We start from the raw sequence: 14,871 nt of genomic DNA on the forward strand, positions 1-14,871 counted from the left end.
TTACTGACAAAAGCGCTCTAGCGATTTAAATCATCATCAAATAAGTCCGGTGAAGAGGTCAGCTCTGGATGGGGTTTCAGGAAAGCTGTCAGCGCTGGCAGCAGGATCAACGCACCCAACATGTTCCACAGGAACATAAAGGTCAACAGGATGCCCATATCGGCCTGAAACTTAATCGGTGAAAAGACCCAGAGCACCACCCCGATAGCCAGGGTTAACCCGGTAAAGGCGACGGGCTTCCCTGTGGTTCTAAGGGTTTCGAAGTAGGCATCGGTAAGCTTCATGCCCTGCTCCAAATAGTTACTCAGGCGCGAGTAGATATAAATGCCATAATCCACACCTATGCCAACTCCCAGCGCGATCACCGGCAAGGTGGCCACTTTCACCCCAATACCCATCACCGCCATTAATGCCTGACATAACAAGGACGTCAGCGCCAACGGCAGAATAATACACAATACAGTTTTGAATGAACGGAAGGTCAGCAGACATAATAGACTGACGACACCATAAACCCAGGCCAGCATCTCGTATTGCGCACGCGCAATCACCTGATTGGTCGCAGCTTCAAAACCGCTGTTGCCGGCAGCCAACTCAAAACGCAGGGTTTCAGAATTATAGCTTGCGGCAAAAAGCTCCGCCTCCTGACTGACCCGGTTCAAGGTATCGGCTTTGTGATCATCCAGAAACAAAATCACCGGCAGCAAGGAACAGTTGGCATTCATCAGCCCCCCTGGCACATAAGCCAGGGATGCATTGATGACAAACTGATTGCGACTCACGGCACGCCATTTGGGGTTACCTTCATTCAAACCGGCGGTGATACGCTTGGACAAATCGGCCAGGGAAATACTCGACTGCACCCCCGGTACCGACTGCATATGGTGCTGAAAACGCTCCACGGATGACAAGGTATTGAAGTGACTGCACTGTTCGGGTTGCGTCACAGCCATCACCACAAATACATCACTGGAGGTGGAGTAGTTAGTGGTCACAAAGTCATTATCAACATTGTAACGTGAATCGGCACGCAGCTCGGGGGCACCCTTATCAAGATCCCCTATCTGTAAATCACGCGCAGTATAGAGGCCAACCACCACCAGCATCAACGCTACACTTAATGCCGCAGCAGCCCCTTTGCGGGTCGCAAACCAGGTCAATACACGCCAGTGCTCGCCCCCTTGATCTGATTGCATCTGAGCATGACGTATCGCCCGCTCCCCCACCCCAAGATAGGACATCAGCAAGGGTAACAATAACAGATTGGTCAGAATGATAACTGCCACACCCAGAGAGGCGGCCACGGCCAGCTCCTGAATCACCTGAATATCGATTACCATCAGGGTAAAGAAGCCTATGCCATCCGACACCAGCGCCGTTAATCCAGGAATGTAGAGCAAACGAAACGCACCACGCGCAGCATGCCACTTATCCGGATTACCAAGGCTCTCCAGCCGGATACTGTTAACGATCTGCACCCCGTGACTCACGGCAATAGCAAACACCAGAAAGGGCACCAGCATGGAATAGGGATCTATGCCATAGCCGAGCGCATTCAACAGGCCAAGCTGCCAAATAACAGCAATCAACGAGCAGGCCAGCGGAATCAACGTACCGTTTATGCTGCGTGAATAGAGATACAACAGCACCATCGTAATCACAATGGCCAGTGCAAAGAACAGCGCTACCTGTTTGGCGCCCTCAATCAAATCACCAATAATTTTCGCAAAGCCAGTGATATGAATACTGACATCATCTGTCTGATAAGCCTCCCTGACCAGGGTTTCCAGACGTTGAGAGAAGGCATTGTAATCAAGACTTTCACCTGTCTCCGGATCAAAGTCTAACAGCGGCACTTCAATAATCGCCGAGCGAAAATCATTTGCTACCAGCCGGCCAACCTGACCAGAACGCAGCACATTGATTCGCAACTGGTCCAGACTCTCGGCACCACCATCATAATCCGGCGGTATAACCGGGCCGCCAACAAAGCCACGCTCTGTTACTTCTGTCCAACGCACGTTCGGCGTCCAGATGGACTGTAAAGCCGAGCGATCCACCCCTGGTATAAAGAACAGCTCATCGGTTACACGACGCAGTACATCCTGATACTCGGCGTTAAAAATATCCTCGCCCTGAGTCGCTACCGCTACGCGAACACTGTTACCTAACCCTGACAGGTCATCCTGATAGGTCAGGTAGTTCTCTACATAGGGATGACTGGTGGGAATCATTTTGACAAAACTGGCGTCTGGACGTATCTGCACCGCCTGCCAACCCAGTACCAGTGTCACCAGCACAAATACCGACAATACCCATAAACGGTGATGGAACAGCAGGGTTTCAACAAACTGCTCGGAACGACGAATAGGTAACAATAAACTGTGTGCCAGACGCTTCATTGATCAGCTCCCTGCAACGGATAGGTGAAAATACCTTGCTCACCAGCAAGTACCCAGCCATTCGCGATGGGTACGACTGCATTAAAGTGACGTCTTACCCGGGTATTGAGCTCTGTCAGATCCTGATATTGCCCTCCCGTTAACAGAGTACCGCCCAATCCGGCAATCGCCAGTTGTTGATTATCGCTATAACCACCCATAAAACTGACCGTGGTATCCACCGGCACAGCCTCCCAGTCAAAGCCTCCATCCGCACTAACGAACAGGTGGCCGCGCAGCCCGAGCGCAAACAACTCGCCCTTGTGTGCTACCAGATCAAAAAACGATCCCTGATAAGGTGAAGGCAGGGCATACCAGCTATCACCCAGATCATCCGAGCGCATCAACAGACCGGCTTCTCCGGCAATAACCAACGCACCATCCAACAGGGTAATCGCATTCAAATGCATCTGATCAGGGTTGGGTAAGCGCTCACTAATCAACTCCCAGCTCGCGCCCGCATCGGTGGTTGTCAGCGCCGTTCCGTAAGCGCCCAACAAGAAACCTGTATCTGCATCCTTGAACCAGACATTGAGCAAAGGATTCACTGGTCCTTCTTCCAGGGCCACTTCGGCATCTTCCAGCGCGAATAGCAGATCTTCCTCCAGGAAAGGATCATCCGAGGGAGTTTCTACCAGAGCATCCAACTGCGCTTGCAGGCTGGCTATTTTAAGCTCATTGAGCCGATAACCATCGAGATGCAAGGTCCAACTGGCACCGGCATCATTCGTTTGCAGCAACACACCGTCATGGCCGGTCACCCAACCACGCTCAGCACTGGTAAAATGTATCGAGGTCAGCAAGGTCGTCACCGGCACACTGGCTTGCTGCCAATGCTGGCCCTGATCATCAGAATAGATCACCACGCCCAGATCACCGACCGCAACCAGACGATCGCCCGCCTGGGCTATATCAGTCAGCATCACCGCAAAAGCAGCATCCGAATGGGGTGAAGGTTGCTCCAACCGATCAGGCAGAGCGGCGGCAAGCGGTAGCACCATAAGACTGATCCCCAATAGGCTCAGTCTCAACAAAAGTTTTAATGTATTCAGCATGATTGTTGTTATATCGCTGGGTTGTCTGTAATTAATTATTAACGGATTATCAGCTACGCTCAAACAGAGCGGCAATGCCTTGGCCACCACCAATACACATGGTCACCACGGCATAACGCCCCTGAATGCGCTCAAGCTCATACAGCGCTTTAACGGTAATGACCGCACCGGTAGCACCTATAGGATGCCCCAGCGAGATACCGCTACCATTAGGGTTCACTCGTTCGTTCGGCAGATCCAGGTCACGAACAACAGCCAGCGCCTGAGAAGCAAAGGCTTCATTGACCTCCCAGACATCGATGTCGCCCACCTCCAACACAGCCTGGTCCAACAAGCGCTTAACCGCTGGTACTGGTCCAATTCCCATATACTTAGGCTCGACACCAGCAAAGGCATAACCGACCAAGCGTGCCATAGGTTTCAGACCAGAGGCCTGCAACTCTTCACCACTGACCAGCACCAGGGCGGCGGCAGCATCATTCAACCCGGAGGCATTACCTGGTGTTACCGAGCCGTCTTTTTTAAAGGCCGGGCGCAGCTTACGCATATCATCAAGGGTACAGTTGTAACGCAAATGCTCATCGGTATCGAACACCTGCTCGCCCTGGCGGGTTTTAATAGTGATTGGCAAAATTTGCTCTTTAAAGCGGCCGTGTTCTATGGCGGCCTGGGCACGCTGATGACTCTGTACCGCCAACAGATCCTGATCTTCACGGCTGACATCCCACTTTTCGGCGATGTTTTCGGCGGTCACACCCATATGCACGTTTTCAATCGGACAGGTCAGAGCACCCACCATCGAATCCAGCACCTGAGCATCGCCCATGCGCTGCCCCCAGCGCCCTGACGGCATCCAGTAGTTGGTGCAGCTCATGGACTCAGCCCCCCCGGCTACGGCGGCATGACACACACCCAGCTCAATTTGCTGAGCCGCAGAAATAATGGCCTGCAAGCCACTGCCACAAAGACGATTAACTGTCAGCGCAGGCGTTGTATCCGCCAAACCACCTGACAAGGCGGCTACTCTGGACATATACAAATCACGACGCTCGGTCGGAACAACATTACCAAACACGCAATGGCCAATATGAGCAGGCGTCACACCACTGCGACGCACCGCTTCCGCAACAACTTTACCTGCCAGATCAGCGGGCGGTTGATCCTTGAGTGAGCCACCAAAGCTGCCTATCGCCGTTCTGACGGCGGCAACCACATAAACATCCCGATCATTCATGGTAAGACCCTTTATTATTGCTACTTATCGGACTTAGATGACTGACAGCATCGCGCATACGATCATCGGCTTCAATAACACAAGCCGCCAGCCTGCCTGACAATATAGTTCAGAGTAACGAGCAACTTAACTTAACTATTCACCTTTAATCAGTAAAAAGAAAGCCCGATTGAAAACAAAAGCACGGCCAGAATATGTAATAATTACCCAGACACAACTAACGGACCGACTGCACGATGATCTTAACGCTGTTCTTTGTCGCGGCAATGCTGATGATCAGCATTCTGCTAAGCCCACTATCTAACCGAATAGGTCTGCCGGTACTGCTGCTGTTTCTTGGCGTCGGCATGTTAGCGGGACAAAACGGTTTCGGTCATCTACTACCCGCCGATGCAGAAACGACTTTTCTGGTCGGACATTTGGCTCTGGCGATCATTCTTCTGGACGGCGGCATGCGTACCCGTGCCGAAACCTTCCGGGTTGGCTTGAAACCGGCCTTGACCCTGGCAACTCTTGGAGTGGTCATCACGGCCGGCATTACCGGCCTTGCCGCTGTCTGGATTCTGGATCTGCCGCTGATCTATGGTCTGCTGATCGGTACCATCATCTCCTCAACAGATGCTGCCGCGGTATTCGCCTTGTTACAGAACCGTGGGTTACGCCTGAATCAACGTGTCAGCGCCACACTGGAAATCGAATCTGGCAGCAATGACCCCATGGCGATATTTCTGACCATTGTGCTGCTGGAACTGATCGTACAGGAAACCCCACCCGGGGTACTGGACTCCTTATGGCTGCTGGTAAAACAGTTAACACTGGGTGGTATCGGCGGCTTGCTGGGTGGCTTTTTGCTGGCCTGGCTGCTCAAGCGTTTCCATTTGATCGCCGCTTTTTACCCGCTACTGGTCACCGCGGCAGGGCTCACTGTGTTTTCGGCCACTTACCTGCTAGATGGCAGTGGATTCCTTGCTATCTACCTGATGGGGGTCATCGTCGGCAACCGTCAGGTCAAAAAGATGGAAGATATTCTCCAAGTACATGATGGTCTCGCCTGGCTGGCACAGCTGTGCCTGTTTTTGATGTTAGGTCTATTACTGGCACCGGAAGAAAAAATGAGCCATATAACCGAGGGCATTCTACTCGGTGGTGTATTGATTCTGATCGCCCGTCCGCTGGCGGTAGCACTCACCCTCTGGCCATTTGGTTTTCGCTTTAAGGAGCAAGTTTTTATCTCCTGGGTTGGCCTGCGCGGCGCGGTACCCATTGTACTGGCACTGTTTCCGCTGATGGCTGGCATACCAGATGCTACCATCTTTCCAACCATCGCCTTTATTGTCGTCATCATGTCTCTGCTGGTACAGGGCACCACTCTGGCCGCCTCTGCCCGATGGCTAAAACTGGAGCTGCCGGCAGAACCTAAAGCGATGCAGCACAGTCAACTGGAATGGAGCGAAGGCACAGAGCATCAATTAATGCTGTTTGAGCTGGATGGTGAGCATTGGACACCACCACGCACCCTGAGTGGCATTCGCCTACCCGAAGGCATCGTCATCTGTGCGTTACTTCGCGATAACCAGCTCATGCCCTGGCACAGTGAGCTGAAACTGGCAGGCGGTGACCGGCTGGCGGTGATAGGCCCCGAAGAAACAGAGCTCGCCTTAGCCAAGCTATTCAGCTCAGCCGAATCCATTCCGGCGCTGCGCGAAAATGTGTTCTTTGGTCTGTTCGAGCTGAATGGCGACATTCTGATCAAAGACCTGCAGGCCAGCTTTGGTATTCAGGTCAACGATGGTAACCCAGAACAATCGCTGGCCGACTATGTTGCCAACCACCTGCCGAACCATCCGGTGGTAGGTGACCGGGTACGTATTGGGCCGGTGACACTGGTCGTCAAGGCAATGCAGGGTGACACTGTTCTCAGAGTCGGCCTGAAAATTTCCTGATCGTTAACCTCAAGGTGATTGGATGAAATACTTAACCCTGGTACGCCATGCGAAATCCAGTTGGAAAGATCTCAGTCTGAGCGATTACCAACGCCCTCTGAACCAGCGAGGCCTTCGCGACTTGCCAGCATTGTGCGAACGCCTGGCAGGCTTTAAACTCCTACCTGACAGATTGATCTACAGTCCAGCCAGACGCACTCAAATTACGGCAGAAGGCATCATACACAGACTATCGCTCACGACTGATGCGGTTTTATCTTGCGCCACTGTGTATGAAGCCTCAGCAACCGAGCTACTGAATCTGATCAGTTCAGAAGCCAACAACACCAACCATCTGATGCTGGTGGGCCATAACCCTGGGCTTCAGGATCTCGGCGACTTGCTCACCGCAGAGACCCTGCCCCACTTTCCAACCAGCGCCGTGCTGCACCTGGCACTTCACATTGATCATTGGCAAGAGGCTGGCCCGGCTACGGCCACTTGCCAGTTACTCGATTACCCGGGGCTGCATACACACTGAATGTTAATTTTTCGGACTTAGGGATGATATTGTGGATCTTTACCTGACATCACTGGGTTTTACCGCCAGTATCGTGACACCGATATTTTTTATTGTGTTTCTAGGCTTTATTCTGCGGCGCACAGGACTGATTGATACCAATTTTGTCAACGCCAGCTCAAAGCTGGTGTTTACCATCACCCTGCCAGCACTGGTGTTCATGTCGATTGCAACCATGGACTTCCAGGCCGTATTCAACCCCAGCCAGCTGATCTACGTCATCCTCGGCACCCTGATCACCTTTGTACTCATCTGGTGGCTGGCGGCGCGCTGGATCAAAAACCCCGCTGATTTGGGTGCGTTTATTCAAGGCGCATTTCGCAGTAATTACGGTATTATTGGTCTCGCGGTCAGCTTCAATCTGTTTGGTGAATCCGGCTTAGCACAAGCCTCGCTGCTATTAGCGCTGGTTATTCCGATGTATAACGTGCTGGCGATTCTGTGCCTGACGCTGCCAATGCGCCGCAGTCAATCCGTCAGCCTGGGGTCCACACTGTTTGAAATAGCCAAAAATCCGTTGATACTGGCTGTGGTATTCGCACTGCCCATCTCTTACCTAGGCATCCAGCTACCTGATGTGGTGTCTACCACAGGGCGCTATTTTGCTAACCTGACATTACCCCTGGCGCTACTGGCCATTGGCGGCACACTGAATTTAAAAAGCCTGCGTGACAGTTCAGCACAGGCTTTTTGGGCGACCAGTACCAAGTTGGTACTACTACCGCTGATACTGACCACAGGTGCCTGGTTGGTGGGTTTCAGGACTCAGGAGTTAACCATTATGATGGTGCTGTTTGCCTGCCCGACAGCGGCGGCGAGCTTTGTGATGGCGAAGACCATGGGGGCTAATGCTGAACTCTCGGCCAACATTATTCTGACCACTACGCTCGGCTCAGTGATCACACTGAGTATTGCCATTTATCTGGCCAGTCTGCTGGGCTGGGTTTAACCCGCCCCACAGACCGGGCATTGCGGCTCAGGTGACAGGCGCATTTCCCGCCACTCCATGCGCCGCCCATCCAGAAGCAGCAAACGCCCGGTTAAGGGTTGTCCGGCACCGGCAAGCAGCTTGATGGCTTCCATGGCCTGCACAGAGCCGATGATACCCACCAAGGGCGCCAATACGCCGGACTCTGAGCAACTCAGTGCCTGATCATCTCCCTGAGGGTAAAGACACTGATAACAGGGTGACTCTGGGTTACGCGGGTCAAATACACTCACTTGCCCATCAAAACGTATGGCCGCACCGGATACCAGCGGCTTGCCCGCGTTGAAACAGGCCGCATTCAGAGCAAAGCGAGTGCTGAAATTATCACTGCAATCCAGCACCAGATCGACCTTGGCAACCAGGTCAGCCATGCTGACAGCATCAAGGCGCTGACACAGCGCATGCACCTGAACATCCGGATTGACGGCCTGCAGCGCCAGTTTAGCGGAGTCGACTTTTGATTCGCCGATCCGCTCAGTAGTATGCGCAATCTGGCGCTGTAGATTGGAGAGATCAACCTGATCATCATCCACCAGCCATAGCTCTCCTACACCCGCTGCAGCCAGGTAAAGACTGACGGGACTACCCAATCCGCCCAGCCCAACGATTAACACCCGACTATTCAGTAGTCGCAGTTGCCCATCAATATCGATATCCGGCAACATAATTTGCCGACTGTAGCGCAATAACTGTTCATCGCTCAGAAGCATAGCAGCCTCCAGTTATACGTTCATGGCCATTCAAATCGAGCTGAGTGAAACACTGTTGAAAGCCAGCTGTATCCAACTGCGCCCGCACAGCGCCCCCCTGATCATAGCCATGCTCAAACACCAACCACCCCCCCTTAACCAGGTAATTCGGAGCCTGGTGAATGATATCGATAATATCCGCCATGCCCTGCTGCTCTGCCACCAGTGCAGAACGGGGTTCATAACGTACATCTCCCTGTGTCAGACAGATATGTTCAGAATCTATATAAGGGGGGTTACTGAGGATCAGCTCATAGCGACCCGAGAGCGGCGCGCACCAACTGCCCGCCAAAATCTGAACATTGTGGATACCCAGGCGCTCGGCATTGCGCTGTGCTAATAACACCGCACCCGGGTGCAGTTCGGTGGCCGTTATCTGCCAGCCAGGCCGCTCACTGGCCAATGCCAACGCAATCGCGCCGGTGCCTGTACCCAGATCAGCGACACGCACAGGCTGATCGGAAAACTGCTGCAACGCCCACTCAACTAATAGCTCAGTTTCAGGGCGGGGAATCAGGGTATCCGGGCTCACCTCCAACTCCAGAGTCCAAAACCCCTGTCGTCCGATCAAGTGAGCAACCGGCTCTCCCGCTACACGACGCTCAAGCAGTTGAGTATAGTTCTGTTGTTGTGACTGGCTCAGTTCGATGTCTGGCCAGGCATATAAATAGCTGCGTGGTTTATTCAGCAGATGGCAGAGTAACAGCTCACAATCCAGCTTAGGTGTTTCACTCAAGCCGTCCAGTTGGTCACTGAGTGCAAGCGCCCGGTCAACCCTCATCACTCAGGCTACCTAACTGCTCGGCTTGATACTCATTGCGTAAGGGTTCAATCACCGCAGCCAGATCACCGCTCATGACTTCGTTGAGCTTGTAGAGTGTCAGGTTAATACGGTGATCAGTAACACGGCCCTGAGGAAAATTATAGGTACGGATGCGCTCCGAACGGTCACCGCTACCCACCAGGCTCTTGCGTGTTGAGGCCTGAGCGGCTTGCTGTCGGTCGGTCTCAGCCTGTTGCAGGCGTGAAGCTAACAAGGCCATGGCTTTGGCACGGTTCTTGTGCTGGGAACGCTCATCCTGACACTCCACCACTACCCCGGTGGGCAGATGGGTAAGGCGGATGGCCGAATCGGTTTTGTTAATATGCTGACCACCGGCCCCCGATGCCCGGAAGGTATCTATGCGCAGATCAGCCTTATTAATTTCGATCGCAGCCGCTTCATCCAGCTCCGGCATGACTGCAACGGTACAGGCTGAAGTATGGATTCGCCCCTGAGATTCGGTGTCTGGCACGCGCTGTACGCGGTGAGCACCGGATTCGAACTTCAGCCGGGCATACACTTGCTGACCACTGATGAGGCTCACCACCTCTTTAAAGCCACCATGCTCGCCTTCACTGGCACTGATCATCTCCACACGCCAGCCTTGCAACTCCGCATAGCGCAGGTACATTCGGTACAGATCACCGGCAAAAATAGCCGCTTCATCGCCCCCTGTGCCGGCACGAATTTCGATGAACGCATTGCGGTTGTCATTCGGGTCTTTGGGCAAGAGCAACAGCTGCAAGGCGAGCTCAAGACGACTGCGCGTCTCGGTTGCTGAGTCGATCTCTTCTTCCGCCATGGCGCGCATTTCGGCATCAGCGTCCTGAGCCATCAACTGCGCTTCACGCAGGTCTTCACCCGCCTGAAGCCAGGCGTTGTAATGTTCGACCACGGGTTCCAGCTCAGCATATTCCATGGAGTAGCGACGAAAGCTATTCTGATCACTGATCACACCCGCATCACTCAACAGAGCAGACAGTTCTTCAAACCGATCGGCCAGCGTTTCCAGGCGGTTCTGTATTGATGTTTTCATCAGTGGAGGCTCTCAGTCCTGTTGCTTCGGCAGATCGATGCCAGGAAGTTGAAAAAGTTCTTTAACGGATTTCTGCAGATCATTACGCCCTTCAGCTGAAGCGTCTCTCAAGCTGACAGTCGGTTGATGCAGTAATTTGTTGGTCAGCCCCCGGGCCAGCATTTCAAGCACCTGCTCCGGGGGTTTGCCAGCCTGTAGCTGACGCTGTGCCTTTTCCAGCGCCACTTCACACAAACTATGCGCATGCAGACGCAGGGAGGTAACGGTATCCACCACATCAAGCTCACGCAACTGGCGCATAAACTCATGCGCACCGGCTTCAATGATCTGCTCGGCTTCACGTGCCGCCATTTCTCGTCCGCGCTGATTCTCTTCAATCACTTCGGTCAGATCATCAACCGTATACAGATAGACATCATCTAACTGCCCAACCTGGGGCTCAATATCGCGGGGTACGGCGATATCTACCATAAACATGGGTTTGTGCCGACGCTTTTTTAATGCACTTTCTACGGCGCCTTTACCCAGAATAGGCAGCTGACTGGCAGTGGAAGAGATAATGATATCAATATCAGGCAATACCGAGGGAATATCACCCAAGGCGATAGCTTTGCCGTCAAATAGGGCGGCCAGATCCAGTGCACGGCCCAGTGTACGGTTAGCGACTGTCAGATTGCGCACACCGGCGCGGTATAGGTGCCTGGCTACCAGCTCAATGGTTTCACCAGCGCCGATCAACAGGGCGCGCGATTCACTCAAGTCAGCAAAAATATGCTGCGCCATGCTAACAGCCGCATAAGCCACCGATACAGGGTTCTGACCAATGGCCGTATGGGTTCTGACTTGTTTAGCTACAGTAAAGGCATGCCGGAACAAACGCCCTAATTCAGAACCGATAAAGCCTTCTTCCTGAGAGACACTGTAGGCTGATTTGAGCTGGCCCAGAATCTGGGGCTCCCCCAACACCAACGAATCCAGCCCCGAAGCCACCCGCATCATGTGCCGGGCCGCATCATCATCTTCGAAACAGTAGCTGCATTCACTTAGTCTGACGACATCCAGATCATGATAGTGTGCCAGCCACTGCAGCAATTTTTGCGCGCCGGCATCACCTTCTGCACTACTGTAAACCTCTGTTCGGTTACAGGTCGACAAAATAGCGACTTCTTTTAGACCCGCCAATCTACAGGCATCCTGCATGGCCTGAGCAAGATTCTCTGGCGCAAATGCCACTCGCTCACGCACCTCAACCGGTGCCGTCTTGTGATTAATACCTAATGCCAGCAGTGTCATAGAAATGGATACGCAACCAACTACCTTAAAATAAGCCGCCTATCATACACCTTTACGCTGCGCTGATTAAGCCACCCTTCAAATACTGTGGCGATAAAACCACCCAGGCCTCTGGCACGTATGCAAACAGAATGATGCGTAATCGACAAACAGACCGAAATTCCTCTATAGTGCAGTTGCGTATCGATCGCTAAAGGATAGTTGATATGAACAAAACGCTGCTGGGGCTGTTAGCCGGTACTTTACTTACCGGATGTACAGGCTTGCCTCATGATTCCACGGAAACATCCACCCACGAAGTAGTTGATTTATCGCTACCCGAAGTCAGCTATCAGCCGGGTGAACTCAACCGTGAAATACTGTTTGACTTGCTAAGTGCTGAAATGGGTGGCCATTATGGCCGCTATGACGAAGCCTTAGCCAGCTATATCAAACAGGCTCGCCTGACCGGTGATGCCGCTGTAGCAGAGCGCGCAACGCGTATTGCTCAGTTTATGCGCGACAGCGAAGCTGTTCTGAGCAGCGCCAGCATCTGGGCCGAAGCAGCTCCGCATAACAGTGAGCCGAGGGAGTTACTCGCAGGCATCCTGCTGCATGAGGGACGCTTTGATGAGGCTCTCCCCTGGTTGGAGTCTGTATTAAGTGACTCTGACTCGGATGCCGCCTTGTTAATCAGCTCACAAACTGAATCCATTGATCCGAATGTTGCCAGTCAATACCTGAACCTGCTGAATACAATCATCCAGACTCAACCTGACCGAACCGATCTTCATCTGGCCTTAGGTCTCCTGCACTTGCGCGTGGAAAACCCCAACGCGGCCATGCAAGCCTTTGACCGTGGGCTTGCAATTGAACCCTATCAACCTCAGTTGGTAATGCAAAAAGCCGAGCTACTGCGTAAGCAAAACCGCATAGATCAAGCATTACAACTCGTTAGCCGAGCCGTGTTGCGCCACCAACACAACAATCAGCTGCAGATACAGCAGGCACAACTGCTGATGCTATCAGGCAATTTCAGCCGGGCCGAGCTGATGATGACTGAACTGCTTGAGCTTAGACCACAAGATACCCAGCTACATCTCTATTTTGCCTTACTGCTACTGGACCATGAACGTTATGAAGCCAGTCGTGAACTACTGGAAGCACTGCAGCAAAAAGATCCACAGAACAGCGAAGTTGATTTCTACCTAGGGCATCTGGCGCAACAACGAGGTGAACGAGACATCGCCCTGCTCCACTACAGCGCCGTCAACGAGGGCAGTACATTTCTACAAGCACAAGCACGCTCACTGGAACTACTCAATAGCGCAACTGACCGCCAGCGCGTTGAAAACATCCTCAGTGAAGCCATTAGCCGCCAACCCGGTCTAAGAACCGGACTGGTCATCATGCTGGCAGAATGGTACAAAGCCCATAACCTCAAGACTCTAGCGCTACAACGCCTGAACAGCGAACTGCAACACGCACCCAACGATACCCGTCTGCTTTATACCCGAGCACTGTTTCACGAACCAGAGCAACCACAGCAGACCCTGAATGATTTACGCAGGGCTCTGGAACTGGATCCAACCAACCCCATGTATCAGAATGCACTGGGTTATACGCTAACGCAGTACACGCAACACTATGAAGAAGCCCACCACCTTATTGCGCAAGCTCTAGCACAACAACCCGATGATCCAGCCACGCTGGACTCCATGGGCTGGGTGTTATTCAAGCTTAAGCGCACCGAAGAAGCGCTGTCTTTTCTGCAACGCGCCTACGCCGCTTACCCAGATACAGAGGTCGCGGGCCATCTGATACGTGTATTAGATAAACTAGAACGTCGAGAAGAAGCTGTGGAACTACTCGAAAAACACCTGCAAGCCGCGCCGGATGATCGCCACTTACTTGATGCAGCTGAACAGATCGGAGCTTTCTAGGTGATAAGACTACTACTGCTCTGCATCGCCCTCCTGTTACTCTCCGCCTGCAACGTGACACCACGACTGCCAGCACCAGATACACAGGAGCAAGCCTTTATCTACCAGATGAACAACTGGTCTATGGATGCACGCATCAGTATTAGCCGTGAAGAACGCACCGACAATGCCCGGCTTAGCTGGGAACAGAAACAAGCCGACTATCGTATCGGCCTGACAGCAGGCCCCTTCAACCAGTCAGTTGCACTGATGCGAGGACGCCCAGGCCAGGTAGAGATTCAGGTGGCCGGTGAAGATGATCGCTATGTTGCCCGCACACCCGAAGCCCTGATGCAGGCCATACTGGGCTGGAGCCTGCCTGTAAGTCATGCTGTCTGGTGGATACGGGGTTTGCCAGACCCTACTCACCCTCACGAGTCCTTGGTAGCCGATACTCAACTGCATTTCCTGCAGGCCGGTTGGGATATTCACATTTTACGTTACCAAGAAATCGAGCCAGGAACCCGCCTACCTTCCCGCCTACGAATGGTGCATAATGACCTGACAGTTAATCTGGTCATCACCAGCTGGCAACTCGACGAGAAATGATCCACAGCAAAATCCAACCGGTTCCTCAGTCTTATCGAAGACGGGGGTTGATTTTTGATCTGATTTTGCACAGAATACGCGCCTTCCTTTCAAGGCTGCTTTCTGCCAGAGGAGTTACTGGGGTATCGCCAAGTTGGTAAGGCACTGGATTCTGATTCCAGCATGCGTAGGTTCGAGTCCTACTACCCCAGCCATAATTTATGATGACTGACACGTTTTCAGCACCCAAATTTCACACTG

At 52.8% G+C, this 14,871-nt stretch carries 12 protein-coding genes and 1 tRNA gene; 6 read left to right on the forward strand and 7 right to left on the reverse strand.

Annotation, left to right across the window (positions count from 1 at the left end; all coding sequences use genetic code 11):
- Positions 1-17: 17 nt before the first annotated feature.
- The 3 genes from ACN0R1_RS08625 to ACN0R1_RS08635 form a co-directional block, all read right to left on the reverse strand.
- Positions 18-2,402, reverse strand: coding sequence for an efflux RND transporter permease subunit (locus ACN0R1_RS08625; protein ID WP_417581907.1), 2,385 nt, complete (start codon positions 2,400-2,402; stop codon positions 18-20).
- Positions 2,399-3,442, reverse strand: coding sequence for a WD40/YVTN/BNR-like repeat-containing protein (locus tag ACN0R1_RS08630; RefSeq protein WP_417581909.1), 1,044 nt, complete (start codon positions 3,440-3,442; stop codon positions 2,399-2,401). The genes ACN0R1_RS08625 and ACN0R1_RS08630 overlap by 4 nt, the downstream gene beginning before the upstream one ends.
- Positions 3,443-3,545: 103 nt before the next feature.
- The gene (locus ACN0R1_RS08635; RefSeq protein ID WP_417581911.1) at positions 3,546-4,730 is read right to left on the reverse strand and encodes an acetyl-CoA C-acyltransferase family protein; all 1,185 of its coding nucleotides are present in this window, start codon (positions 4,728-4,730) and stop codon (positions 3,546-3,548) included.
- Positions 4,731-4,966: 236 nt separating this feature from the next.
- Between ACN0R1_RS08635 and ACN0R1_RS08640 the strand changes: the two genes are divergently transcribed.
- Genes ACN0R1_RS08640 through ACN0R1_RS08650 form a run of 3 tightly spaced genes read left to right on the forward strand, consistent with a single transcriptional unit; the run spans position 4,967 to position 8,181 of the window.
- Positions 4,967-6,673, forward strand: a complete 1,707-nt coding sequence (locus ACN0R1_RS08640; protein WP_417581913.1) for a potassium/proton antiporter — start codon at positions 4,967-4,969, stop codon at positions 6,671-6,673.
- Positions 6,674-6,695: 22 nt separating this feature from the next.
- Positions 6,696-7,193 (forward strand): SixA phosphatase family protein, encoded by a 498-nt coding sequence (locus ACN0R1_RS08645; protein WP_417581915.1) that lies wholly within the window; start codon positions 6,696-6,698, stop codon positions 7,191-7,193.
- Positions 7,194-7,224: 31 nt separating this feature from the next.
- The gene (locus ACN0R1_RS08650) at positions 7,225-8,181 is read left to right on the forward strand and encodes an AEC family transporter (RefSeq protein WP_417581917.1); all 957 of its coding nucleotides are present in this window, start codon (positions 7,225-7,227) and stop codon (positions 8,179-8,181) included.
- Here the strand turns inward: ACN0R1_RS08650 and ACN0R1_RS08655 are convergent.
- From ACN0R1_RS08655 to hemA, 4 genes are read right to left on the reverse strand one after another with little or no spacing between them, the layout of a single operon-like run.
- Positions 8,178-8,930 carry a molybdopterin-synthase adenylyltransferase MoeB gene (locus ACN0R1_RS08655; RefSeq protein WP_417581919.1) on the reverse strand — a complete coding sequence of 251 codons (753 nt, stop codon included), beginning with the start codon at positions 8,928-8,930 and terminating at the stop codon, positions 8,178-8,180. The two genes, ACN0R1_RS08650 and ACN0R1_RS08655, sit on opposite strands and share 4 nt — an antisense overlap.
- Complete coding sequence (prmC, locus tag ACN0R1_RS08660; RefSeq protein WP_417582115.1) at positions 8,914-9,750, reverse strand: peptide chain release factor N(5)-glutamine methyltransferase; 837 nt, start codon at positions 9,748-9,750, stop codon at positions 8,914-8,916. The genes ACN0R1_RS08655 and prmC overlap by 17 nt, the downstream gene beginning before the upstream one ends.
- A complete protein-coding gene (gene prfA / locus ACN0R1_RS08665) occupies positions 9,740-10,828 on the reverse strand; it encodes a peptide chain release factor 1 (RefSeq protein WP_417581921.1) in 1,089 nt (362 codons plus the stop codon). Before prfA ends, prmC begins: the two co-directional genes overlap by 11 nt.
- Before the next feature lie 12 nt (positions 10,829-10,840).
- Positions 10,841-12,121 (reverse strand): glutamyl-tRNA reductase, encoded by a 1,281-nt coding sequence (gene hemA, locus ACN0R1_RS08670; RefSeq protein WP_417581923.1) that lies wholly within the window; start codon positions 12,119-12,121, stop codon positions 10,841-10,843.
- Positions 12,122-12,327: 206 nt separating this feature from the next.
- Here hemA and ACN0R1_RS08675 point away from each other — a divergent pair, with 206 nt between their 5' ends.
- The 3 genes from ACN0R1_RS08675 (at position 12,328) to ACN0R1_RS08685 (ending at position 14,825) form a co-directional block, all read left to right on the forward strand.
- Positions 12,328-14,043 (forward strand): tetratricopeptide repeat protein, encoded by a 1,716-nt coding sequence (locus ACN0R1_RS08675; RefSeq protein ID WP_417581925.1) that lies wholly within the window; start codon positions 12,328-12,330, stop codon positions 14,041-14,043.
- A complete protein-coding gene (lolB, locus tag ACN0R1_RS08680; protein WP_417581927.1) occupies positions 14,044-14,631 on the forward strand; it encodes a lipoprotein insertase outer membrane protein LolB in 588 nt (195 codons plus the stop codon). It begins immediately after the preceding gene.
- 118 nt (positions 14,632-14,749) lie between these two features.
- A tRNA-Gln gene (locus ACN0R1_RS08685) sits at positions 14,750-14,825 on the forward strand.
- The last annotated feature ends 46 nt before the right edge of the window (positions 14,826-14,871 follow it).

The sequence above is a fragment of the Nitrincola sp. genome (genome assembly GCF_048264025.1).
Taxonomy (GTDB): domain Bacteria; phylum Pseudomonadota; class Gammaproteobacteria; order Pseudomonadales; family Balneatricaceae; genus Nitrincola.

Bases quoted from the DNA above. Each gene is read 5' to 3' on its own strand.
- ACN0R1_RS08625 (WP_417581907.1), bottom strand. From the start codon at position 2,402: ATGAAGCGTCTGGCACACAGTTTATTGTTACCTATTCGTCGTTCCGAG.
- ACN0R1_RS08630 (WP_417581909.1), bottom strand. From the start codon at position 3,442: ATGGTGCTACCGCTTGCCGCCGCTCTGCCTGATCGGTTGGAGCAACCT.
- ACN0R1_RS08635 (WP_417581911.1), bottom strand. From the start codon at position 4,730: ATGAATGATCGGGATGTTTATGTGGTTGCCGCCGTCAGAACGGCGATA.
- ACN0R1_RS08640 (WP_417581913.1), top strand. From the start codon at position 4,967: ATGATCTTAACGCTGTTCTTTGTCGCGGCAATGCTGATGATCAGCATT.
- ACN0R1_RS08645 (WP_417581915.1), top strand. From the start codon at position 6,696: ATGAAATACTTAACCCTGGTACGCCATGCGAAATCCAGTTGGAAAGAT.
- ACN0R1_RS08655 (WP_417581919.1), bottom strand. From the start codon at position 8,930: ATGCTTCTGAGCGATGAACAGTTATTGCGCTACAGTCGGCAAATTATG.
- prmC (WP_417582115.1), bottom strand. From the start codon at position 9,750: ATGAGGGTTGACCGGGCGCTTGCACTCAGTGACCAACTGGACGGCTTG.
- prfA (WP_417581921.1), bottom strand. From the start codon at position 10,828: ATGAAAACATCAATACAGAACCGCCTGGAAACGCTGGCCGATCGGTTT.
- hemA (WP_417581923.1), bottom strand. From the start codon at position 12,121: ATGACACTGCTGGCATTAGGTATTAATCACAAGACGGCACCGGTTGAG.
- ACN0R1_RS08675 (WP_417581925.1), top strand. From the start codon at position 12,328: ATGAACAAAACGCTGCTGGGGCTGTTAGCCGGTACTTTACTTACCGGA.